Origin of the sequence: Allobosea sp. CCNWLY174 (assembly GCF_037120455.1) — a bacterium.
Lineage (GTDB): Bacteria > Pseudomonadota > Alphaproteobacteria > Rhizobiales > Beijerinckiaceae > Allobosea > Allobosea lupini.
This window is the reverse complement of sequence record NZ_JBBBBQ010000004.1, coordinates 409477-431422: the sequence shown is the minus strand read 5'-3', so window position 1 is coordinate 431422 and position 21946 is coordinate 409477. Positions and strand designations below refer to the sequence as shown.

The following is a 21946-nucleotide window of genomic DNA, read 5'->3' as shown; positions in this document are numbered from 1 at the left end:
CGCCCGCCATGCCGCCACCGTCACGCCTTCGCCGCGCGCGCCGTCACCAGCTTGCGGATACCGCGCCTTGTCGAGCCGATCAGCGGGAAGAGCAGGAGCGCAAGAGCGATCGCCATCAGGCTCGCGACCAGGGCGTTCGACCAGAAGATCGAGAGCGAGCCCTGGCTGAAGATCATCGACTGGCGGAAAGCGTCCTCCGCCTTGTCGCCGATGACCATGGCCAGCACCAGGGGCGCGATGGGATAGTCGAGCTTCTTGAAGAGATAACCGACGATGCCGAAGGCGAGGGCCAGCCAGATGTCGAATTCCTTGTTGCCGACGGTATAGGCGCCGATGAAGCAGACCACGACGATCGCCGGGCCAATGATCGAGAACGGGATGCGCAGGATCGAGGCGAAGAGCGGCACCGTCGCCAGCACCACGATGACCGCGACGACGTTGCCGAGATACATCGAGGCGATCAGGCCCCAGACGAAGTCGGGCCGCTCGACGAAGAGCATCGGGCCGGGGTTGAGGCCCCAGATCATCAGCCCGCCCATCATCACCGCAGCTGTCGCCGAGCCGGGGATGCCGAGTGCCAGCATCGGCAGCATGGCCGAGGAGCCGGCGGCATGGTCGGCTGTCTCGGGCGAGATCACGCCCTCGGGCTCGCCCTTGCCGAACTTCTCGGGATTGCGCGAGGAGCGCTTGGCCATCGCATAGCTCATGAAGGAGGCCGCGGTCGGGCCGCCCGGCGTGATGCCCATCCAGATGCCGATGATGCTGGAGCGTATCAGCGCCAGCCAGTAGCGCGGCAGCTTCAGCGCGGTGGCGAGCACGTCGCGCGGGCTGACCTTGGCCTTGACCCCATCGAAGCGCAGGCCCTCCTCCATGGTCTGCAGCAGTTCGCCGAGGCCGAACAGCCCGATCACCGCGATCAGAAAGCTGACGCCGGCGAGCAGCACGTCGAACTCATAGGTCAGGCGGACATTACCCGAGACCGAGTCCATGCCGATCGAGGCGAAGGCGAAGCCCATCGCCATCGAGACGATGGTCTTGAAGGGCGAAGCGCCACCAAGCCCGACAAAGCTGGCGAAGGTCATGAAATAAACAGCGAAATACTCCGGCGAGGAGAATTTCAGCGCGAAGCGCGCGACCCAGCCGGAAAGCAGCGTGATCAGGATGACGCCGGCCATGGCGCCGATGCCGGCCGACAGGAAGGCAAAGGAAAGCGCTTCGGTCGCCCTGCCCTGCTTGGCCATCGGGTGGCCGTCGAAGGTGGTCGCGACCGAAGAGGGCTCGCCGGGGATATTGAACAGGATCGAGGTGGTCGAGCCGCCGAAGAGCGCCCCCCAATAGAGCGAGGTCAAAAGGATGATCGCCGAGACCGGGTCCATGCTGAAGGTCAGCGGCAGCATCAGCGAGACGCCGTTGGGCGCGCCCAGGCCCGGCAGGACGCCGACCAGGATACCGAGCAGCACGCCGGCGAACATCAGCGCGATGTGATGCGTGGTCAGCGCGATCTGGAAGCCGTGAAGAAGCGAGGCGAAGTTTTCCATGAGATGCTCCGGCTCGCGGCTCTAAAGACCGAGCATCGCTTCGACCGGCCCCTTGAGCAGGCCGACCTGGGCGAATTTCTCAAGGCCGAAATAGAAGAAGGCGGCGGTGCCGAAGGCCGTCGCGAGCGAGGGCAGCCAGCCATAGCGGCCCTGGAAGCGCATCGCGAAGACGAGATAGAGCAGCATCGCGACGTACATGCCGAGCGTGACGGTCAGGATGACGAAGGCCAGCATCGGCAGGAAAAAGGACAGCACGCGCTTGCCCTGCTCCCTGTCGAGGAAAGTCCCGGCGAGCGCCGCCGAGCCGCCCATACGCCGGCCGATCGTGGTCACGATCGTGCCCGCGCTGGCAAGCGCGATCAGCAGCCCGCAATAGAACGGGAAGGCGCCGGGCTGCGGGCCGGAGGAATCCCAGCCGATGCCGAACTCGCGGGCGCCGTTGACGATGACGAGGCCGAAGGCGAGCGTCGCCAAAGCTGTCGCGATCTCGGCCTGGAAACGGCTGATCATCGGCTTTCCTCCTGCAAACGTCGGACGCCCAGCCCGGCCATGTCGTCCCGGGCGACCGAAGGGAGACCCGGGACCCATGCCGGAACGGTTCTGGCATGGAATCCCGGATCAGCGCGGCTTCGCCGCTTGTCCGGGATGACCGGAGATTGACGAGGTCAGTTTACGACCCAGCCTTCGCTCTTGAAGACCTTGGCGTTGGCGGCCTCGTCCTTGGCGACGAAGTCGGAGAGCTCCTTGCCCTTCATGAAGCGGGCGGTCTGCGCGGTACGGGCGATGAACTCGGCCCATTCCGGGGTCTTGCTGACCTTCTCCATCACGTCGGCATAGAAGGTGACCGCGTCGGCCGGGACCTCGGCCGGCAGCCAGACGGTGCGCGGCATCTGGAAGGATTCGAGCGGCAGGCCGGCTTCCTTGCAGGTCGGGATGTCGCCCCAGCCCTTGCCATCATGGATCGGCTCGCTCTTGGCGAGGCGGACCGGTGAGAAGACGCAGAGCGGCTTCACCTGGCCGGCCTTCCACTGGCCGATGTTTTCGTTCGGGTTGTTGGTGTTGGAATCGACATGGCCGCCGGCGAGCTGGGTTGCAGCCGCGCCACCGCCCTGGAAGGGCACGTAGATCCACTTGGCGCCGGTCGCCTCCTGGATCATCGCGGTCAGGGTCTGGTCGGTGTCCTTGGACTGGCTGCCGGCCATCTTCAGGCTGCCTGGCTTGGCCTTCGCGGCCTCGATATAGGCCTTGGCGTCGGCATAGGGCGCGTCGCCCTTCACCCAGATCAGGAACTCGTCGAGCGCCAGCGCCGAAACCGGCGTCAGGTCGGAGAGCTTGTAGCCGAGCTTGGCGACGTAAGGCAGGAGATAGGCGTTGTTGGTGCCGAAGACGACCTTGTGGGCGTCGCCCTTGGCGCCCTTGCCGTAGATGTAGCCCTCGGCGCCGCTGCCGCCGCCCTTGTTGAGTACCACGACCGGCTGCTCGATCAGCTTGTGCTTGGTGATGATCGACTGGACGATGCGGGCGAAATTATCGGTGCCGCCGCCGGGCCCCGAGGTCACGACGAACTCGATCGGCTTGGTCGGCTGCCAGGCCGCGGCCGGAACCACCGCGGCAATGACGGAAGCGAACGCGGCGCCGGCCGCAATACAGAAACGTTTCATGCTGTCTCTCCCTGGATGATCGTTGGAACTGGCGCGGCTCTTCTCGGCCGCTGCGCCGGGAAATCTGCGTCAGGCGGCCTTGCGCGCCGCCTTGCCCTCGCTCGCCATCTTGATCGCGAGCGACAGCGCCGCGCGGGTGGCGCCGAGATTGGCGATGCCCTTGCCGGCAATCTCATAAGCGGTGCCGTGAGCTGGCGTGCAGATCGGGAACGGGAAGCCGCCGATCAGCGTGACGCCGCGGTCGAAGCCCATCAGCTTCATCGCGATCTGGCCCTGGTCGTGATACATCGTCAGCACCGCGTCGAAGTCACCGTTCTTGGCGCGCAGGAACACCGTGTCGGACGGGAACGGACCCTCGACCACGTAACCCTTGGCCTTGGCGGTCTTCACCGCCGGCTCGATCGTCTCGATCTCGTCGCGGCCGAAATTGCCGCCATCGCCGGCATGCGGGTTGATGCCGGCGACCGCGATGCGCGGCGGGTTGAAGCCGGCGGCACGCAGATTCTTCTCGGCGAGCTCGAGCGCCCGCAGGATGCGCTCCTGGGTGATGTTCTGCGCCACTTCGGAGAGCGGGATATGCGAGGTGACGCGCGCGTTCCAAAGCTTGTCCAGCACGTTGAATTCGCTGGCCGGCCCCTCGAACGCGATCGCGTCGCGCACGAAGCGGATCTCGTCGTCATAGCCGGGATAGGCAAAGCGCATCGCCGCCTTGTTGAACGGGGTGAAGAACACCGCATCGGCCTTGCCGGACGCGGCGAGACGCAGCGCGCGGCGGAAATTGTCGGTCGCGGCCTTGCCGCCGGCGAGCGTCGCCGTGCCGCGCTGGAGATCGGCCGGATCATGATTCCTGAGGTCGACGAAGACCGGTTTGCCGGCGTCGGCCGGCAGGGCATCGCCCTCGCCGATGACGCGAAGATCAGGCGTGAGGCCGGCATCGTCGGCGCCGAGCTGGAACAGGCGGTAGTCGCCGAAGACGATATAGCGGGCAGCCTTGCTCAGATCGGGCTCGGCCAGGATGCGGGCGGTGAGTTCGGGGCTGATGCCGGAGGGATCGCCCATCGCGACCGCGATCACCGGCAAGGAAGCCTGCGCCTTGATGTCCATCTCGTCCTCCCGAGGCCGGCCACCGCCGGCTGCTTGGCTTCCGGCCTATCATGGGGGCCGCCGCGAAAGCAAGTATGCTGTATGCAGCATAACATTCCTGCACTACTCTGCCGCGAGTCCGGCGACGGCTTCACCTGTCCACAGGTCTCGCTACGTCCGGTCGGGAGGTCGTCGCCGGAGCCGGGCCGCTCGCGTTGACAGCGCGAAAGCGCCATGCCGTACAGAAAGACAAAGGAGAGCCGCGATGACGAACGAGGCCGGCATGTCGAGCGAGGCGCAGGATACCTATCCGCGCATCACCCGCCGCACCCTGCATGAGGAAGTGCTGGAGCGACTGCGCGACATGATCATCGAGGGCAGGCTCGGCCCCGGGCAGCGCATCAACGAAGGCGCCGTCGGGGGCCAGCTCGGCGTCTCGCGCACGCCCCTCCGGGAAGCCATCAAGACCTTGGCGAGCGAGGGGCTGGTCGAGATCCAGCCGGCCAAGGGGGCGATCGTCCGCAAGTTCTCGGCCGGTGACCTGTTGCAGATCCTCGAGGTTCTGAAGACGCTGGAACAGCTCGGCGGCCGGATGACCTGCGCGCAGGCGAGCGACGAGACCATCGCCGCGATCAAGGCGCTCCATGACGAGATGATGGAGCTTTATCGGACCCGCAACCGGCTCGACTATTTCAAGCTCAACCAGGCGATCCACAGCGCCATCGTCGCCGCCTCAGGCAACGACGTGCTGGTCGAGATGCACGGCACCTTGCAGGCCAGGATCAAGCGGCTGCGCTTCATCGGCAATGAGGGCCCGGAGAAATGGGCCGGCGCGGTGGCCGAGCACGAGGAGATGATCGCGGCGCTGCTGAAGCGCGACGGCGACGCGCTCGCCGCGATCATCGGCAAGCACATGGACTCGACGCTGGTGCGCGTGCGCGACGTGCTCTGAGCCGCTCGGATCGAGCGGCCGGGAGGATGTCGATGAAGATCTTGGCCTTCAGCGATCTGCATCGCGACAAGAACGCCGCCTGGTCACTGCGAGACGCTGCGCGAGCCGCAGACGTCGTCATCGGAGCAGGCGATTTCGGGACGAGAGGCGAAGGCCTGGCCGATACATTCGACATCCTGCGTGACATCACGGTCCCCGTCCTGGTCGTCGCCGGCAATCATGACAATCTCGCTGAGATGCAGGCCGCCAACCGGGGATGGCCGCATCTGCATGTCCTGCACGGAAGTGGTGTTGCGGTCGGCGGCACTCCATTCTTCGGCCTCGGCTACGAGATACCGGCGACCAACGAAGCATCCTGGAACCAGCGCCTCCCGGAGGCCGAAGCAGAAGAACTGCTCGCGGCCTGTCCGGACAAGGCCGTGCTCGTCACGCACTCACCGCCTTATGGGGTGGCGGACCTGCAGCGCAACGGCCGGCATGAGGGCAGCAGAGCAATCCGGGCCGCCATCGAGCGGCACCAGCCGCGACTGGTGCTCTGTGGGCATATCCATCACGCCTGGGGCACGATGGGCGCCATCGGCCACTCTGCGGTGCATAATCTCGGCCCCGCAGCGCACTGGTTCGAGATCTGAAGCTCGACCGCCCGCAGCTCAGTGCCCGCTGAAGACCAGCGTCTTGATCGGCAGGACCAGCGCCTGGATGCGCAGCAGCATGGCGTGCACCACCCCGGTCGCGTCGACCGCGTGCAAGGCGACGCGCCGTAGCGTTCCGGTATCCTTGGCGGCGATGATGTCGTGGTTGTTGCTGTAGGCGTTGGCGATGCAGCTCGACCCCGGCGTCACCCCGTCGAGCCCGCCCGGATAGAGCGGCTCCATATAGGTCAGGATCGTTCCCGGCCGCACGACCTGCTGGGCGTCGATCAGCTGCTCGCCGCTGCGGACCTGGCCGGCCGCGATGAAGTCCTGGACGCCGGTCACGACCATCGGGATGACCGTCCAGGGCTTGGAGATGCAGGTCACTTCGGCGACCATGCCGACCTTCATCACCTGCGCCTCGATCTGGCCGAAGCCGGCTTGCAGACGCCCGCGGCCGGCCTCTTCCGGGATGATCGCGCCGGCCGGGCGCATGAACGGGTTGACGATGTCGCCAGGCCGCAGGGTGAACTGCTCGACATGGCCGTTGAAGCCGGCCCGTACCACTGTCTTGGCGAGTTCGACCTCGGCCTGCGCCAAGGCCGCCTCGGCACTGGCGCGTTCGGCCGGCAGCAAGGTCGAGATCTTCGTCTGGGCGGCCGCTTGCGACGCTGTCGTCGAGGCGACCGCGGCCTCGCGCCCGGCCGTGATGTTCTCGAGCCGCTCGATCTCGCGGGTCGCGACGATGTCGTCGTTGCGCCGCTTCAGCTCGCGCTTGGTCTGCAATTCGTCGAGCGCCTGCTGCAGCGCGCTCTTCGCCTCCTGGATCTTGCCGTCGAAAGTGAGGATGTCGGCCTTCGCGACGACGAGCGCGGCATCCACCTCGGCGAGCTTGCGCCGCGCCGTCTCGACCGCCGCCCGCTGGCTGGTGCTGTCGAGGGTGAAGATCGGCGCGCCCTGCGCGACCTTGCCGCTGACGCCGACATGCACCTGCGCGACGCGGCCGTTGATCTCCGGAATGATCGGGACGCTGCGGAAGAACACGGTCGCACTGGTGGTGGAGGGGTGGTTGTAGAAGATCACCGTAATCAGTCCGACCGTCAGCATCACGCAGGTGACGATGCCCCAGCGCAGTTCGAACCAGACCGAATAGAGCGTGATCTCCTTGCCCAGCCGCCTGCCTTGGCCGTAGCGGCGATAGAGATAGTCCGGGACGATGGTGAAGAGGGCACAGACGAGGAGTTCGAGCATCGCGGCCTCCTCAGTGCTGGCCAGCCGGCGCGGCGGCCACGGCTGGCGGAGGCGCCGGCTTGTCGTCCGGCGGCACGATGCCGTGCTCGATATCCGACGCCGCCTCGCCACCGCGGCCCGGCGCGATGCCAGCGATCTTCTCGAGTGAGCCCGCCATGCGGCTGAACATGCCGGAGAAATCGGGGACGTCGATCAAAGCGAGCATCAGGCCGATGACCCAGAACAGATGCACATGCGTGAACAGGGCTAGCAGCCCGAGCACGGCGACGATCTCGAATTGCAGCTTGTGGGATTTATGCGCGATGCGCTCGGGCAAGGTGTGCAGGCGCAGGAAGAGCAACCCGACGCCCAGGACAGCAGCGAGCAGAATGATCGCCGCGACCACCATCAGGATGTCCGTGCTGCCCGGACTTGTGATGAAAGCCGGCAGGTGAGACGCCGCCGCCGGGTGAACCTGGTCCGCCATTGCATCCCCCCGGAGCGATTGACGACTTGAGGTCAGGTGAGAGCCAAATCCTGCGAAAGTCAATCAGCCCGAGCGAGCTAGGCTTGGCGTCTTGACAGGTCCGCAGCCCTCGCCTCCGCTTGGGGCAAGAAGCCGGCGAGGAACGGTCAGCCATGCTTACCCTGCGCCAGATCGAGGTGATCCGGGCGATCATGATCACCGGCACGATCGCCGGCGCGGCGAAGCTGCTCAACGTCTCGGCCCCCGGCATCAGCCGGCTGATGAAACACACCGAGCGCTCGCTCCGGCTCAAGCTGTTCGAGCGCCGGCAGGGCCGTTACGTGCCGACGCCGGAGGCCAAGGACATCTTCGAGCAGATCAACGGCGTCTACCGCAAGGTCGACGACCTGCACTCGATGCTGGCCCGGATCGAACGCGGCGGCGACGTCGACTTCAAGCTCGGCTCGGTTCCGAGCATCTGCCATGTCATGGTGCCGCGCGCGATCGAGCGCCTCAGGCGCAAGCATCCCGACCTGCGCATCGACATCAACATCCTGAAGATCGAGGAAGCGCTCGACTATCTCCTGCTCGGCAAGGGCGAGATCGTCGCGATGAGCTACAAGCTGGATCATCCAGGCCTCGACTTCGTGCCTCTCGCCATGGGCGAGCTGCTCTGCATCGTGCCGCAGAACCATCCGCTCGCCGGCTACAGCAGCATCTCGGCCCGCGAGATCGTCCAGCATCAGCTGATCGGCATCGACCCGACCGACCCCTATGGCCGGATCATGAGCGAGATCTTCCAGCGCCAGGGGCTGCAGTACGAGATGGCGATCAAGGCGCGCTTCGGCACCACCGTCTGCTCGCTGGTGCGCGCCGGGCTCGGCATCGCCATCATCGACCAGTTCACCGTCGCCCATGGCTCGATGCAAGGCATCGCCACGATCCCGATCGAGGAGCCGACCCAATTCCAGACCTATGTCGCGATGAAGAACGACAAGGCGCTCTCGCTCTATGCCGAGACTTTCGTGAAGTTGCTGCGCGAGGAGATGAACGCGGTGGTTTCGCCGCGGCTTGCCGCAGAAAGATAACATCATGTTAGGCGGCAGCGACGAATTGGTTATCGCGTTACGGCGGCAAATCGGTTTAGCTGCGGGCTCATGCACAAGCCTGCCGAGACGGGCCGTGACAGGGATGGAATACCGACCATGGTCATCGCCAGGAAGAGCAAGCGGGTGCTGCTCGGGCTGATCGGCTTCCCGATCGCGCATTCGGCGACGCCGACGACGCAGGAAGCTGCGGCGCGAGCCGCCGGGATCGAGGCGCATTACCATCTGATCGAGGTTGCGGGCGCCGGCCGCGAGGACCTCGCCGCCATGCTCGACGGCATCCGGCGGCTCGGCTTCTCCGGCATCAACGTCACCTATCCCTACAAGGAAGCGGTCGTGCCGCTGCTCGACGGGCTGTCCGAGCAGGCTGCGGCCATGGGCGCGGTCAACACGATCGTCGTCGACGACGGCCGCCTGATCGGCCACAACACCGATGCCTCGGGCTTCGCCACCGCCTATCGCCGGCTCGGCCGGCAGGATGGCGACAAGCCGGTCGCGATCATCGGCACCGGCGGCGTCGGCAAGGCGATCGCCTTCGCGCTCGCCGGCTGCGGCGTCACCCGGCTGCGGCTCTGCGACGTCGATCGCAGCCGGGCCGAAGCGCTGGCCGGGCTCCTCGGCACCCGCGCGAGCGTCGAGATCGCCGCCAGCGCCGAGGCGGCGGCAGAGGGGGCCGCCGGCATCGTCAACGGCACGCCGGTCGGCATGCTGCCGGACCGCGGCATCCCGATCGAGCCAAGCGCGATCCAGGCCTCGCAATGGGTCGCGGACGCGGTCTATCACCCGCTCTGGACACCGCTGCTGAAAGCGGCGCAAAAAGCCGGCGCAACGGTGATGACCGGGCGCGAGCTCTCGATTCACCAGGCGGTCGATGCTTTCCGGCTCTTCACCGGCCTGGAAGCATCGGAGGCGGTGATCGGCGCCGCCTTCGACTCCGTGACCGCGGCGGGCGAGACGACCGAACACGCCGCCTGAGCAAGACGACCCGGACAACACCGGGCGGGGATTTTGGAGACTAGGGACAAGTGGAGGAAACGAGCATGAAGAAGCACTGGATCATCGCTGCCGCGCTCGGCATGGCCGTCAGCCTGCCGGCCCTGGCGCAGGACAAGGTCAAGCTGGTCGACGTCGTCGAGCTCTCGGGCGCGGGGGCGACCGCCGGCACCAACTGGAAGAACGGCATCGATCTCGCCGTCGCCGACATCAACGCCAAGGGCGGCATCCTCGGCAAGCAGATCGAGATCGTCCATTACGACACCCAGACCAATCCGGGGAACACCCGCGCCGCCGTGCAGCGCGCCATCGACGAGGGCACCTATGCCGTGCTCGGCCCGGTCTTCTCCGGCCCGATCGGCGCTTCCATGCAGATCGCCCAGCGCGCCGAGATCGCCCAGCTCGTCGGCGGCGAGGCGGCCGGCCTGACCAAGCAGGGCAACCAGTACCTGTTCCGGACCTCGCTCAGCCAGACCGCGGCGATGCCGAAGATCGCCAAATACCTGAAGGACACGGTCAAGGCCGCCTCGGTCGCCGTCGTCTGGGTCAACAACGACTTCGGCAAGGGCGGCCGCGACGCGATCATCCCCGAGCTGGAGAAGGCCGGCATCAAGCTCGCCGCCGACGTTGCCACCGAGCAGGGCCAGGCCGACTTCGCCGCCGATGCGATCAAGGTCAAGAACTCCAATGCCGACGCGATCTTCGTCTATCTGAACGAGGAGGAGAGCGCCCGCTTCCTGCGCGCTGCCAAGCAGCAGGGCATCACCAAGCCGATGGTCGGCGAGACCACCCTGCTCGGCGCCAAGGTGATCGAGCTCGCGGGCGACGCCGCCAACGGCGTCAAGGGCCATGTCGGCCTCTCGATCGACGCGCCGATCCCGGCCTTCCAGGAGTTCGGCAAGAAGTTCCAGGCCAAGTACAACTACGCCTCCGACCATAACGGCATGAAGGGTTACATGGCCGTCTACATGGTCAAGTGGGCGACCGAGAAGCAGAAGAAGTTCGACAAGAAGGGCGTCGCCGACACGCTGCGCGGCGCCACAATCAAGACCTCGGACGAGCCGGGCATCCTGATCGAGACCACGATCGAGAAGAACGGCGACCTCGACCGCGAGAGCTTCCTCGCTGAGGTCAAGGACGGCAAGCAGGTGATCACGGCGACGCTGCCGAAGATCAACCCGTAAGAACGACGAGCCGCATCGTCATTGCGAGCGGCAGACAGGACAAGCACAGGGAACCCCTCTCCCGGATGGGAGAGGGGCAGGGGTGAGGGACCGCCGCCGATCGTAAAGGCACTACGGTTCCGTTCCGCCTTCTGCGGAAAGGGCAGGCCCTCATCCCTGCCCTTCTCCCACACGGGAGAAGGGTTCCCTGCGGATGTTCAACAGTCGGCATTTTCTGGAAAGCCTCGGTTCAACAAGCTTTCCAGCCCACGGCCCAACACCGAGCGAGCAAAGCCATGGCCGAATTCCTCGCCTATCTCATCGCCGGCATCGCCACGGGCGCGATCTACGCACTCGCCGCGATCGGCTTCACCCTGGTCTGGCAGACCTCGCAGACGATCAACTTCGCCCAGGGCGAGTTCGTCATGCTGCCGGCCGTGCTGGTCCTGCTCGCGATCAAGCTGTTCGGCGCGCCGATCTGGCTGGGAGCGCTGATCGGCATCGCCGCCTTCATCCTGATCTTCGGCGTCGGCTTCAAGCTGACCATCGTCGATCCGATGATCCGGCACGGCGTGCTGCCGCTCGCCATCGCCACCATGGCGCTGTCGATCATCATGAAGGAAGGCGCCAAGGATGGCTTTTCGGCCGAGGCGCAGAAATTCCCCTCCTTCGTGCCGACCGAGACGATCTCGGTGTTTGGCGCGGCGATCTCGCTGCAGCATGTCGCGATCATCGCCGTCGCTTTTGCCGTCATCGGGCTTCTGCAATGGTTTGTCGGCGGCACCCGGCTCGGCCGCCAGATGCAGGCGACCGCGCAGAACCCGACGGTGGCGCGCATCCTCGGCATACCCGTGGAGCGCATGGTGCTTCTGACATTCGTGATCAACGCGGCGCTCGCGGTCGTCGCCTCGGTGCTGATCTCGCCGATCTATCTGGCGAAATTCTCCAATGGCGAGGTGATCGGCCTGTTCGCCTTCATCGCGGCGATCGTCGGCGGCTTCAACCAGGTCCGCGGCGCCCTCGTCGGCGGGCTGATCGTCGGCATCGTCGACAGCATGGCGGCCGCCTACATCTCGACCTCGTACCGCCTCGCCGTGCCCCTCGTGCTCCTGGTCGTCGTCATTCTCGTCAAGCCGGAAGGCCTGATGGGCCGCAAAGAGGAGCGCCGCGTATGACCGCGCCCGCAACCCACGGCGCCGCGACCTCCGCGGCGCGCCGCCTGCCCCTGCCCGGCTTCGTCGACGGCACGCTGCTGACGCTGGTCATCGCCGCGGTCATCCTCTGGTTCGCTCCCTCCGGCATGGGCCGCTACGGCACCTATGTGCTCTCGCTCTGGCTGGTGATGAGCGTCGCGGTGATGGGGCTCAACCTTACGCTCGGCTATGCCGGCCTGAAGTCGCTGGCGCAGGCCGCCTTCATGGGCATCGGCGCCTATGCGACGGCGCTTTTGACCAGCAAGGTTGGGCTGAACTGGTACGCCTCCTTCGCGATCTCGGGCCTCATCACCTTCGCGGTCGGGCTCGTGCTCGGCTTCCCGGCGCTCAGGGTCAAGGCGCATTACCTCGCCTTCGTGACGCTGGCTTTCTCGACGCTGATCTGGCTCATCCTGCGCAACGAGCAATGGCTGACCGGCGGCGTCTTCGGCCTCTCCAACATCCCGCGGCCGAGCTTCTTCGGGCTCAAGCTCGACGGCGCGCTCGCCTTCCACCGCTTCGTCGTCGTGGTCACCTTCCTGCTCGCCGTCGTGCTCTGGTGGATGATCCGCTCGCCCTGGGGCCGCGCCTTCACGGCGCTGCGCGAGAACCCGATCCGCGCCGCGAGCCTGGGCATCGACACCCGCATGTACACGCTGCTCGCCTTCGCGATCGGCTCGGCCTATGCGGGCTTCGCCGGGGCGCTCTATGCGCCGCTGGTCGAGTTCATCGACCCCTCGCCCTTCTCGCTGTCGCAGAGCTTCTTCCTGCTGCTGATGGTGGTCGCGGGCGGCGCCGGCTATCTGCTCGGCCCGTTCATCGGGGCGCTGCTCGGTGTCGTGCTGCCGGAATGGCTGCGCTTTGCCGGCTCGCTCTACCTGATCATCTTCGCGGCGATCGTCATGCTGCTGCTGATCGCCTGCCCCCAGGGCATGAGCGGCCTGCTCGAACGCGGCTGGGCGAAGCTCACCGGCAAGAAGGAGGGCGCGCGATGACCGAAGTCCTCGAGGTCTCCAACCTGCACAAGGCCTTCGGTGGCATCAAGGCGGTGAACGGCGTCTCCTTCAAGGTCAATGAAGGCGAGATCCTCGGCATCATCGGCCCCAATGGCTGCGGCAAGTCGACCCTGTTCAACTGCATCCTCGGCCAGCTCGAGCCGACCGAGGGCGCGGTCAAGCTCGACGGCCGCGACGTCACGAACATGCGTCCCTCCGAGCTTAACCGGCTCGGCGTCAGCCGCACCTTCCAGCTGCTGCAGGTCTTCCCCGAGCTCTCGGTGCGCGAGAACCTGATCCTCGCCGGGCAGGAGCATGAAGGCACGATGCTGTCGCGCTTCTTCGGCGCGCGCGACGCCGGGCTTTCGGCCAAGGCCGAGCAGATGATCGGCTTCTTCAAGCTCGGCCACCTCACCGAGGCCAAGGCCGGCGGGCTCTCCTATGGCCAGCAGAAGCTGCTCGACGCCGCCATGGCCTTCATGGCCGGGCCGCGCCTCGTCCTGCTCGACGAACCGGCCGGCGGCGTCAATCTCACCATGCTGGGCGATCTCAAGGAGCGCCTGCGTGCCATCAATGCCGAGCAGGGCGCGACCTTCGTGGTGATCGAGCACAACATGGATTTCGTGATGTCGCTGTGCTCGCGCGTCATCGTGCTGGCCGAAGGCAAGGTCCTGGCCGAGGGCACACCGGCCGAAGTCCGCGCCAATCCGGCGGTCATCGAAGCCTATCTCGGGCATTGAGGAGCGATGCCATGACCACTCCCATCCTCGAACTCGACGGCGTGGTCGGCGGCTACGGCGCCATGACCATCCTCAACGGCACGACATTCAAGGTGCCGCGAGCCGCGATCACCACTGTGATCGGCCCGAACGGCGCCGGCAAGTCGACCGTGTTCAAGGCGATCTTCGGCCTGCTCAAGGTGCGCGAGGGCCATATCCGGCTGGAAGGCCAGGAGATCACCAACTGGAACCAGCGCAAGCTGCTCGAGGCCGGCATCTGCTACGTGCCGCAGGGCCGCAACATCTTCCCCGAGCTCTCGGTGCGCCACAATATCGAGCTCGGCGCGGTCGCGGCCGGCAGCCAGATCACCGACATGCCCAGGCGCATCGAGGCGGCGCTCGACCGCTTCCCGTCGCTGCGCGCCAAGGCCGATGTCCAGGCCTCGACGCTCTCCGGCGGCCAGCAGAAGCAGCTCGAGATCGTGCGCGGGCTCCTGCTCGACCCCAAGCTGGTGCTGATCGACGAGCCCTCGATCGGGCTCTCGCCGATGCTGGTGCAGGAGACCTTCGACATCCTGAAGGAGCTGCGTGCCAAGGGCGTCACCATCCTGATGATCGAGCAGAACGCCCGCTCGGCGCTGGAAATCTCCGACGAAGGCCTGGTGCTGGAGCTCGGCCAGACCCGCATGCAGGGCCCGGCAGCCACCATTCTCGCAGATCCCCGCGTCGCCCAGCTCTTCCTCGGCGGAGCGATGACCGAAGCGGCCTGAGAACACCGCAGCGTCCTCCGATCTCGCTATTTTGAGCAGCGGGCGAGACGGCGTCGCGCCCGCTGCTCATCGACTAGCTGATGATCACAACCTTGCCGACCGCGCGGCCGCTCTCGAGCAGTTCATGTGCCTGCGCGATCTCGTCGAGCGGGACGCGCGCGGCGATCTCGTGGCTGAGCCAACCGCCTCGCAGCCCCTCCCCGATCGCAGCCGCGGCCTCATCATGCGCGGCCGCATCCATGACATAGACCAGCACGAAGCGGATCGCGGCATCGAGCTGAAGCAGCGGCCAGTAGGGCAGGACGGGCTCGGCAACCGCATCGGACGAATAGGTCGCGATCACGCCGCGCGGCGCCAGCACCTGCATGGTCAGGTCGAGATTGGCGCCGAAGGCGACCTCGACGACGCGGTCGACGCCACGTTCCTTGCCGGTGAAGTCCCGAATGCGCGCCGCGAGATCGTCATTGTGGCGGTTGAGCACGAGATCGGCGCCCGCCGCCTTGGCGGAACGCGCCTGCTCCTCGCGGCTGACGGTCGCAATCACCCGCGCCCCGCTCTGCTTGGCGAACTGGATGGCGTAGCGGCCAACTGCGCCGGCCCCGCCAGTGACAAGCACGACCTTGCCGGCAACGGAGCCATCGGCGAGGACGCAGCGATGTGCCGTCATCGCGGGTACGCCGAGAGCGGCGCCTTCCTCGAACGTGACACTTGCCGGCAGCGGCTGGACCTGCCGCGCCGGCAACGCAACATACTCGGCCGCGCCGCCGAAGGGCCGGCCGAGCGCGGCTTCATAGAACCAGACCCGTTCGCCGATGCGGCTCTCCAGCTCGGGCGAGCCGGCTGCGACCACTTCCCCCGCGCCGTCCTGATGCGGGATGACCAGCGGAAATGGCATCTCACTGCGGCCGAGCCAGCCGGCGCGCGCCTTCCAATCGGACGGGTTGATGCCGCTGGCGTGGACCCTGATCAGCAATTCGCCCGGGCCGGCGATCGGCTGAGGCTGCTCGCTGACTTCAAGGACCTCGTTCGCCGGTCCCTTGCGCTGATACCATGCTGCCTTCACTGCCGTGCTTCCTTGCGTGGTTGCGAAAGCAGGCAAGTGTCGTCATAGCTCATCTGGCACAAGTACGTACAAAGAGAACATGTACTATCATGGATGTAAGTGTCGTTGAGCCCATTCACGCCACAGGAACACGACCGCGCCGCGAGCCGGCGGCCCGCACGGGCTGCGGCGTAGAGGCGACGTTGTCGGTGATCGGCGGTGTCTGGAAGCCGGTGCTGCTGTTCCAGCTGCTGCGGGGCAAATTGCGCTTCAATGCGCTGTGCCGGCTGACGCCGCGCGCGACGCCGCGGATGATCACCCTGCAATTGCGCGAGCTGGAAGCGGACGGCGTGGTGCGCCGGATCGTCTATCCGGAAGTGCCGCCCAAGGTGGAATACGAGCTGACCGAATTCGGGCAATCGCTGGAGCCGGTGCTGCTCGCCATGCGCGCCTGGGGCCAGAGCTTCCAGGCGCGCATGGACGCTGCCGAGGCCGAGCCTGGGGGAGGATCAGCTCAGCCGCGCAGCATCTGCATCGCAGCGGGATAGTAGCGGAAGCCGTCACCGGCCTTGGCGAGGTTGCCGAAGCCCGGCCAGGCGAAGTGATAGGACATTACCGGCGTCTTCTGCTCGGCCAGCATGGTGAGCAGCTTCACCCGCGACTGCACCGACATCTTCGGGTCCCAGTCATAAGCGAACTCGACCCGGGGATTCTCGGTCAGGAGGATCGGGTGGTGGGTGAGATCGCCGAGGAAGACGAAGGACTTGCCCGCCGAGGAGACGTTGAAGATGGTATGGCCGGGGCTGTGGCCCGGCGCCGAGATCGCGGTGATGCCCGGCAGGAACTCCTGCCCGTCCTTGAAGAAGACGATGCGGTCGCGCACCGGCCGCAAATTGGCGCGGGCATGGTCGCCGAAGGCCTTGAACGGCGTGCCGAGGCGGGCGTCGTCGAGCCAGTAATCATGGTCGACCTGGCTGATATAGATCTGCGCATTGGGGAAGTTCGGCTTGCCCTCGGCCGAACAGATGCCGCCGGTATGGTCGATATGGGCGTGGCTGCAGACGATGGCGTCGATCGAAGCCGGGTCGATGCCGGCCTCCTGCATGCTTTTCAGCAGCCGGCCGGTCGTCGGGCCGAAAGCCTTGGAGAAGCCCATGCCGGTATCGAACATCACCAGCCGGTCGCCGAAATTGACGATCGGGATGTTCTGCTCGAGCACGACATTGTCCTTGGCCAGGAAGTTCGTTTCGAGCAGGCCGTAGACCTGTTCCTTCGGCAGGCCGAGGAAGCTGGAGCCGGGATCGCCGAGCGGCAAGGGCCCGTCCGAAACCACAGTGACCTCGGCCTGGCCGAGCCCGAAGCGGTAGTAATAGGGCACCTGGCTGTTCGCGAGCGGGGCCTTGGCCAAGGCGCCGCCGGGCAAGGCCGCGCCGGCGGCGAGCGCGGCCGCACCGGACAGGAAGCCGCGGCGGCTGGTGGACGGGATGAGCAGGTTCGACATGGCGTTCCTCCGCGTGGAAAGGGAGCGGCGTCGGGCGCCGTCTTCTTCGCCGGGCGGCCTTGCGTCGCGTTAGGCCTTGCCGGAAGGAAAGGATGCACGCCTGTGGAGTGGACGGCCAATAAGGCTTCGCTCTAGTCTGCATAAGCGAAAGCTCGCGCTCGCGGGCCAATTAAGGGGAACGGGACGACGATGGATCTGCGCCAGTTGCGCTATTTCACGGCCATCGTCGAACAGGGCTCGTTCTCCAAGGCAGCGCTCAAGCTCCGGGTGGCGCAGCCGGCGCTCAGCCAGCACCTGCGCCATATGGAAGACGAGCTCGGCGTCGCCCTGCTGCATCGCGGCACGCGCGGGGTGCAGCCGACCGAGGCGGGGGAGCGCCTGCTCGCCAAGGCACGTACCATCCTCGCCGAATTCGCCGAACTGCGCGACAGCGTGCGCGGCGAGCAGGCGGCGCCGGCCGGCGAGGTCAGGATCGGCCTGCCAGGCACGGTCAGCGAGCAGTTCAGCGTGCCATTGATCGAGGCGACGCAGGAGCGCTTCCCGGATGTGCGCATCCGCGTCGCCGAGGCGATGAGCGGCTTCGTGCTCGACTGGCTGCGCAAGGGCGAGGTCGATCTCGCAGTGATCTACTCGACCTCCGATCCGAAGGGGCTCGGCATCCACCACGTCCTGACCGAGGAACTCTGCCTCTTCGGTATCCCGGCTCTGACGGCGCTGAAAGCGCCTGCCGGCAAGGCGGTGACGCTGACCGAGGCCGCCGGGCTCGACCTGATCCTGCCCGGGCCGGGCCACGGCCTGCGCGACCAGATCGACGAGGCGGCGGCCGGCATCAACGCCACCGTCCATGCCGCGGTCGAGATCGAATCCTATTCGCAGATCAAGCGCCTGGCCGAGCGCGGCCTCGGCTACAGCATCCTGCCGCGCATGGCGGTCAGGGCGCAGGAGAAGGCCGGCATCTTCCAGACCTGGCCACTGGAAGAACCCTCGCTCTATCGCAAGGTCTACCTGGCATATTCGACCGAGCGGCCGATGACGGCCGCAGCCCGCGCCATCGGCCAGCTCTCCTGGGAGATCCTGCGCGGCCTCGTCGCCGACGAGCGCTGGACCGCGACGCTGGGCGACGAGACCGATCCGCCCGCCTTATACGGCTGATCGGGATTTCGTCTTTGACAGGCGGCGCGGCGAGCCGAACACTCGCCGGCAAATCAGCTCACGAGGACACGCCTTGAAGACCCGCGCCGCCGTACTGCACGCCAGCCCCGTCACCGCGCCCTATGCGCAGTCGAAGCCGCTCCGGATCGAGGAGGTCGAGCTCGCCCCGCCCGGCATGGGCGAGGTGCTGGTCAAGGTCCGCGCCGCGGGCCTCTGCCATTCCGATCTCTCGGTGATCGACGGCAACCGGCCGCGCCCGGTGCCGATGGTGCTCGGCCATGAGGCCGCCGGCGAGGTCGAAGAGGTCGGCCCCGGCGTCACCGACCTCAGGAAGGGTGACCGTGTCATCATGGTCTTTGTGCCATCCTGCGGCCATTGCGCGCCGTGCAGCGAGGGGCGCCCTGCCTTGTGCGAACCCGGCAACGCCGCAAACGGCGTCGGCGAGTTGATGGCGGGCGGGCGCCGGCTCTCGCAGAACGGCCAGCCGGTGCACCATCATGTCGGCGTCTCCGCCTTCGCCGAGCACACGGTGATGTCGCGCCATTCGCTGGTCAAGATCGAGGCCGACATTCCCCACGAGATCGCCGCGCTGTTCGGCTGCGCCGTGCTGACCGGAGTCGGTGCGGCCGTGAACACGGCGAAGGTCCGGGCCGGCGAGACGGCGGCGGTCGTCGGGCTCGGCGGTGTCGGCCTCTCCGCTTTGCTCGGCGCCGTCGCATGCGGCGCCTCGCGCGTCATCGCCGTCGACCTCTCGGACGAGAAGCTGAAGATCGCCCGCGAGCTCGGCGCGACCGACACCTTCAACGCCGGCGCGCCCGATGTCGTCGAGGCGATCCGCGCCGCGACCAAGGGCGGCGTGGACCACGGTCTCGAAATGGCCGGCTCGGTGAAGGCGCTGGAGCTCGCCTACCAGATCACGCGGCGCGGCGGCACGACGACGACGGCGGGCCTCGCCAACCCCGCTCATACGATGTCATTGGCGCCGGTTCGGCTCGTCGGCGAAGAGCGGACGCTGAAGGGCTCCTATGTCGGCTCCTGCATTCCGGTGCGCGACATTCCCCGCTTCATCGACCTTTATCAGCGCGGCCGGCTGCCGGTCGACAAGCTCTGGACCAGCTCGAGCCCACTCGAGGGAATCAACGAAGGCTTCGACGCCCTTAACGAAGGCCGGACGATCCGGCACGTCATCCAGATGTGAGGCTCAGGCGGCGGGCTGGTCTCTCACCGTCGCGGCGCGGGGCGCCAGCGCCGCGGCAAGCGCCGCAATCAGCATCAGCGCAACCGCGAGCCCTGCGAGCGCCGAGAAGCCGGCACTGGCATAGAGCGGCCCGAAGCCTGTCGTTCCGGCAAAGAGCGCGAGATAGGTGACGCCGCTGTTGAGGCCCATGATCGCGCCGCGGCGGCTGGGATCGAGTGCCGCCAGCCGGAGGATCAGCACGTTCAGCGCGGCGTGATTGGCCATGCCCCAGCAGAAGACGACGGCGAGCAGTGCCGGATAGGAGGCGGAGGCAGCGGTCATCGCCAGATAGACAGCACCGACCACCGCAAAGAACAGCGGCAGCAACCGGGCGGGACCGAGCCGGTCGATCCAGCGGTCGAGGAAGGTCGTCGCACCGAAGCCGAGGCCATAGCACAGTGCCAGCAGGCCACCGGCACTGACCGGCAGGCCGAGCCCGCGATGCAGATGGTCGCCGACATAGCCATAGACGCCGTAGAACGAGGCCATGAAGGCGGCGCAGGCGAATAGCAGCGGCGCGATGCCGGGAACCCTCAGCGCCGAGAGCGGCGACGGCGCGGTGCGCCTGGTCGGGTTGCCGCCGGCTGTCAGCTTCGTTGTCCCGGCCATGGCGGCGAGCCCGGCGACCACGACGATGGCGTAGACCATGCGCCAGCCGAGGACATCGGCGATCACGGCCGAGAGCGAGACGCCGGCGACCATGCTCAGCGTCCAGCCGAACAGGACGACGCCGAGCGTGTCGCTCTCGCGGCCGGCGGGTGCTGCCAGCGCAGCGAGTGTGTAGATCGCCGGCAGCGCAAGGCCGGCGGCGAGCCCGGCCAGCAATTGCGCGCCGACGAAAGCCGGCAGGGCCGGTGCCGCCCCGCTCGCCGCGAGGGCCGCCAGGAAGGCAAGCAACGCGTAGCGCAGGACCCGGCCTGCGCCGAAGCGGTCGATCAGCCCGGCGAGCAGCAGGGCGCTCGCCGCCGTGCCGATACCGAAGGCTGCCGAGGCCGCCATCACCGCCGGCACGCCGCTGGCGAAGCTCTCCGCCACGCGCGGCGCGATCGGCCCCAGCGCCAGCGAGTTGGCGCCGACGAGGCCGATGCACAGGCAGAGTGCATAGGCCGCGGCGGGGATGCGAGCGATGCCGGCTGCTGTTTGATTTTCATTCGTCATTTCGACAGAATGTCCGAATTTGATTCAGCTTCAATCGAGGATCAGCGAATGCTCGAAAAAACAGATGGCGTTCGGCGCAACCGCGGGTCCGAGCGCGAACTCGATGCGATGGACCGAAAGCTGTTAGGCGTCCTGGTCGAGGACGCGACGATCAGCTACGCCGATCTCGGCGAGCGTGTCGGCCTGTCGCCGCCGGCGGCGCATGAGCGGGTCAAGCGGTTGCGGCGCTCGGGTGCGATCAAGCGGGTTGCGGCGCTGATCGAGCCGGAGGCGACCGGCAAGACGCTGCTCGCTTTCGTCCATGTCGACACCACCGGCTGGGGCAAGACCACGACGCTGCTGGCGATCGAGGCCCATCCCGAGGTCGAGGAGATCCATTCGGTCGCCGGCGACACCTGCATGATGCTGAAGGTGCGCACGCAGAGCACGCACGCGCTCGAGGGCCTGCTGGCGAAGATCTACGACGTGCCCGGCGTTACCGCGACGCGCAGCTATGTCGTGCTCTCGACCTACCTGGAACGGCCGGTCCAGCCTGGCATCACCGGCGAATGGCCGGGGCGGGTGAAGGCCCCTCGGCTGCCGGCCCCAGCCGGCGCGGGCTGAGCCTCAGCCGAACATGGCGGAGGTGCTCGCCGGCTTGGCCGCGAATGGCACCTTGAGGTGGTGCATCCGCAGCGGCTGGTGCAGGACATAGCCGCCCTTGTCATGGTCCGACAGCGCCTCGAAGCGGGCGAGCAGCTTGCTGCGCGCCGCCTGCGCCCGCTCCTCGCGCGACGGATCGATCACTACGGCACGCTCCAGGAAGGCTTCGGCATCGGAAAACGTTTCGATACGGTCGTATTCGATCCGCCTGATCTCGTTGACGATGCCGCGGCGCCTCGCCCTGACAATCGCATCCTGTGCGGCCTGCCGGACCTCGGTCTCGTCCTCGATCAGCCGCAGCGCATCGAAGAACGATCCTTCCGACAGGGGTTCGATGACGATGACGCTGCCACCCCTGCCGACGACGCGGGCGGCCTCCTCCAGTGCCAGCAGCATGTCGGGGACAGGGATATGGTGCAGGCTGTTGAGAAAGATCGCGGCGTGCATGCTGGCATCGCCCCAGGGCACGAGCTGGGCACAGCCCTGCTTCAGCGTGGCCTTGGGCACAAGAGCCTGCGCGACCTCCAGCATCGCCTCGTCCGGATCGAGCCCGGCGACGCTTGCGCCTCGCTCGGCCAGCGCCTGCAGCAGATTGCCCCGACCGCAGCCGATATCGAGAATGCGCCGGCCTTGCAGGGGCGCAAGTAATCCTCCCAGGATATCGACGGTATCGCCTGCCGGCAGCGTCCACATGGTCAATCAATGCTTGCGCC

23 protein-coding genes are annotated in these 21946 nt (G+C 66.9%); 13 read left to right on the top strand and 10 right to left on the bottom strand.

The window, feature by feature from the left end; genetic code table 11:
- Positions 1-20 precede the first annotated feature (20 nt).
- The 4 genes from V7S63_RS15700 to V7S63_RS15685 form a co-directional block, all read right to left on the bottom strand.
- Positions 21-1538, bottom strand: coding sequence for a tripartite tricarboxylate transporter permease (locus V7S63_RS15700; RefSeq protein ID WP_336530889.1), 1518 nt, complete (start codon positions 1536-1538; stop codon positions 21-23).
- A gap of 21 nt (positions 1539-1559) precedes the next feature.
- The gene (locus V7S63_RS15695) at positions 1560-2048 is read right to left on the bottom strand and encodes a tripartite tricarboxylate transporter TctB family protein (protein WP_336530888.1); all 489 of its coding nucleotides are present in this window, start codon (positions 2046-2048) and stop codon (positions 1560-1562) included.
- A 155-nt stretch (positions 2049-2203) separates the two neighbouring features.
- A complete protein-coding gene (locus V7S63_RS15690) occupies positions 2204-3199 on the bottom strand; it encodes a Bug family tripartite tricarboxylate transporter substrate binding protein (RefSeq protein WP_100965452.1) in 996 nt (331 codons plus the stop codon).
- Positions 3200-3268: 69 nt separating this feature from the next.
- On the bottom strand, positions 3269-4303 hold the full coding sequence (locus tag V7S63_RS15685; RefSeq protein ID WP_336530887.1) for a 4-hydroxythreonine-4-phosphate dehydrogenase PdxA: 1035 nt from the start codon (positions 4301-4303) through the stop codon (positions 3269-3271).
- Positions 4304-4547: 244 nt separating this feature from the next.
- Here V7S63_RS15685 and V7S63_RS15680 point away from each other — a divergent pair, with 244 nt between their 5' ends.
- Positions 4548-5234, top strand: coding sequence for a GntR family transcriptional regulator (locus V7S63_RS15680; RefSeq protein ID WP_336530886.1), 687 nt, complete (start codon positions 4548-4550; stop codon positions 5232-5234).
- A 32-nt stretch (positions 5235-5266) separates the two neighbouring features.
- Complete coding sequence (locus tag V7S63_RS15675) at positions 5267-5866, top strand: metallophosphoesterase family protein (RefSeq protein ID WP_336530885.1); 600 nt, start codon at positions 5267-5269, stop codon at positions 5864-5866.
- Between the two features lie 18 nt (positions 5867-5884).
- On the opposite strand, the gene V7S63_RS15670 is transcribed toward V7S63_RS15675, so the two are convergent.
- Together V7S63_RS15670 and V7S63_RS15665 are read right to left on the bottom strand one after the other, a co-directional pair.
- Positions 5885-7117, bottom strand: a complete 1233-nt coding sequence (locus V7S63_RS15670; RefSeq protein WP_336530884.1) for an HlyD family secretion protein — start codon at positions 7115-7117, stop codon at positions 5885-5887.
- Positions 7118-7127: 10 nt separating this feature from the next.
- Positions 7128-7583, bottom strand: a complete 456-nt coding sequence (locus tag V7S63_RS15665) for a hypothetical protein (protein ID WP_336530883.1) — start codon at positions 7581-7583, stop codon at positions 7128-7130.
- Between the two features lie 152 nt (positions 7584-7735).
- Here V7S63_RS15665 and V7S63_RS15660 point away from each other — a divergent pair, with 152 nt between their 5' ends.
- From V7S63_RS15660 to V7S63_RS15630, 7 genes are all read left to right on the top strand, one after another.
- Complete coding sequence (locus V7S63_RS15660; RefSeq protein ID WP_336530882.1) at positions 7736-8650, top strand: LysR family transcriptional regulator; 915 nt, start codon at positions 7736-7738, stop codon at positions 8648-8650.
- A 117-nt stretch (positions 8651-8767) separates the two neighbouring features.
- Complete coding sequence (locus V7S63_RS15655) at positions 8768-9643, top strand: shikimate dehydrogenase (protein ID WP_336530881.1); 876 nt, start codon at positions 8768-8770, stop codon at positions 9641-9643.
- A 65-nt stretch (positions 9644-9708) separates the two neighbouring features.
- A complete protein-coding gene (locus V7S63_RS15650) occupies positions 9709-10845 on the top strand; it encodes an ABC transporter substrate-binding protein (protein ID WP_091831399.1) in 1137 nt (378 codons plus the stop codon).
- Positions 10846-11120: 275 nt separating this feature from the next.
- Positions 11121-11999: a branched-chain amino acid ABC transporter permease gene (locus V7S63_RS15645; protein WP_091831401.1), complete on the top strand. Its 879-nt coding sequence runs from the start codon at positions 11121-11123 to the stop codon at positions 11997-11999.
- On the top strand, positions 11996-13012 hold the full coding sequence (locus V7S63_RS15640) for a branched-chain amino acid ABC transporter permease (RefSeq protein ID WP_199777604.1): 1017 nt from the start codon (positions 11996-11998) through the stop codon (positions 13010-13012). Before V7S63_RS15645 ends, V7S63_RS15640 begins: the two co-directional genes overlap by 4 nt.
- Entirely contained in the window at positions 13009-13752 is a 744-nt protein-coding gene (locus V7S63_RS15635; protein WP_091831403.1) for an ABC transporter ATP-binding protein, read from the top strand. Before V7S63_RS15640 ends, V7S63_RS15635 begins: the two co-directional genes overlap by 4 nt.
- A gap of 11 nt (positions 13753-13763) precedes the next feature.
- The gene (locus V7S63_RS15630) at positions 13764-14501 is read left to right on the top strand and encodes an ABC transporter ATP-binding protein (protein WP_091831405.1); all 738 of its coding nucleotides are present in this window, start codon (positions 13764-13766) and stop codon (positions 14499-14501) included.
- A gap of 73 nt (positions 14502-14574) precedes the next feature.
- Here the strand turns inward: V7S63_RS15630 and V7S63_RS15625 are convergent, their stop codons facing one another.
- Positions 14575-15564, bottom strand: a complete 990-nt coding sequence (locus V7S63_RS15625) for an NADPH:quinone reductase (protein WP_336530880.1) — start codon at positions 15562-15564, stop codon at positions 14575-14577.
- 188 nt (positions 15565-15752) lie between these two features.
- Here V7S63_RS15625 and V7S63_RS15620 point away from each other — a divergent pair, with 188 nt between their 5' ends.
- Entirely contained in the window at positions 15753-16091 is a 339-nt protein-coding gene (locus V7S63_RS15620; protein WP_442896478.1) for a winged helix-turn-helix transcriptional regulator, read from the top strand.
- On the opposite strand, the gene V7S63_RS15615 is transcribed toward V7S63_RS15620, so the two are convergent.
- On the bottom strand, positions 16058-17044 hold the full coding sequence (locus V7S63_RS15615; protein WP_336530879.1) for an MBL fold metallo-hydrolase: 987 nt from the start codon (positions 17042-17044) through the stop codon (positions 16058-16060). The two genes, V7S63_RS15620 and V7S63_RS15615, sit on opposite strands and share 34 nt — an antisense overlap.
- 189 nt (positions 17045-17233) lie before the next feature.
- Here V7S63_RS15615 and V7S63_RS15610 point away from each other — a divergent pair, with 189 nt between their 5' ends.
- Together V7S63_RS15610 and V7S63_RS15605 are read left to right on the top strand one after the other, a co-directional pair.
- Positions 17234-18196, top strand: a complete 963-nt coding sequence (locus V7S63_RS15610) for a LysR family transcriptional regulator (protein ID WP_336530878.1) — start codon at positions 17234-17236, stop codon at positions 18194-18196.
- A 73-nt stretch (positions 18197-18269) separates the two neighbouring features.
- Positions 18270-19394 (top strand): zinc-dependent alcohol dehydrogenase family protein, encoded by a 1125-nt coding sequence (locus tag V7S63_RS15605; protein ID WP_336530877.1) that lies wholly within the window; start codon positions 18270-18272, stop codon positions 19392-19394.
- 3 nt (positions 19395-19397) lie between these two features.
- Here V7S63_RS15605 and V7S63_RS15600 read toward each other — a convergent pair whose 3' ends face one another.
- Positions 19398-20591, bottom strand: coding sequence for an MFS transporter (locus V7S63_RS15600; RefSeq protein ID WP_336530876.1), 1194 nt, complete (start codon positions 20589-20591; stop codon positions 19398-19400).
- A gap of 48 nt (positions 20592-20639) precedes the next feature.
- Between V7S63_RS15600 and V7S63_RS15595 the strand changes: the two genes are divergently transcribed.
- Positions 20640-21194, top strand: coding sequence for an Lrp/AsnC family transcriptional regulator (locus V7S63_RS15595; RefSeq protein WP_091831419.1), 555 nt, complete (start codon positions 20640-20642; stop codon positions 21192-21194).
- A 3-nt stretch (positions 21195-21197) separates the two neighbouring features.
- On the opposite strand, the gene V7S63_RS15590 is transcribed toward V7S63_RS15595, so the two are convergent.
- A complete protein-coding gene (locus tag V7S63_RS15590; RefSeq protein ID WP_100965438.1) occupies positions 21198-21926 on the bottom strand; it encodes a class I SAM-dependent methyltransferase in 729 nt (242 codons plus the stop codon).
- Positions 21927-21946: the final 20 nt, after the last annotated feature.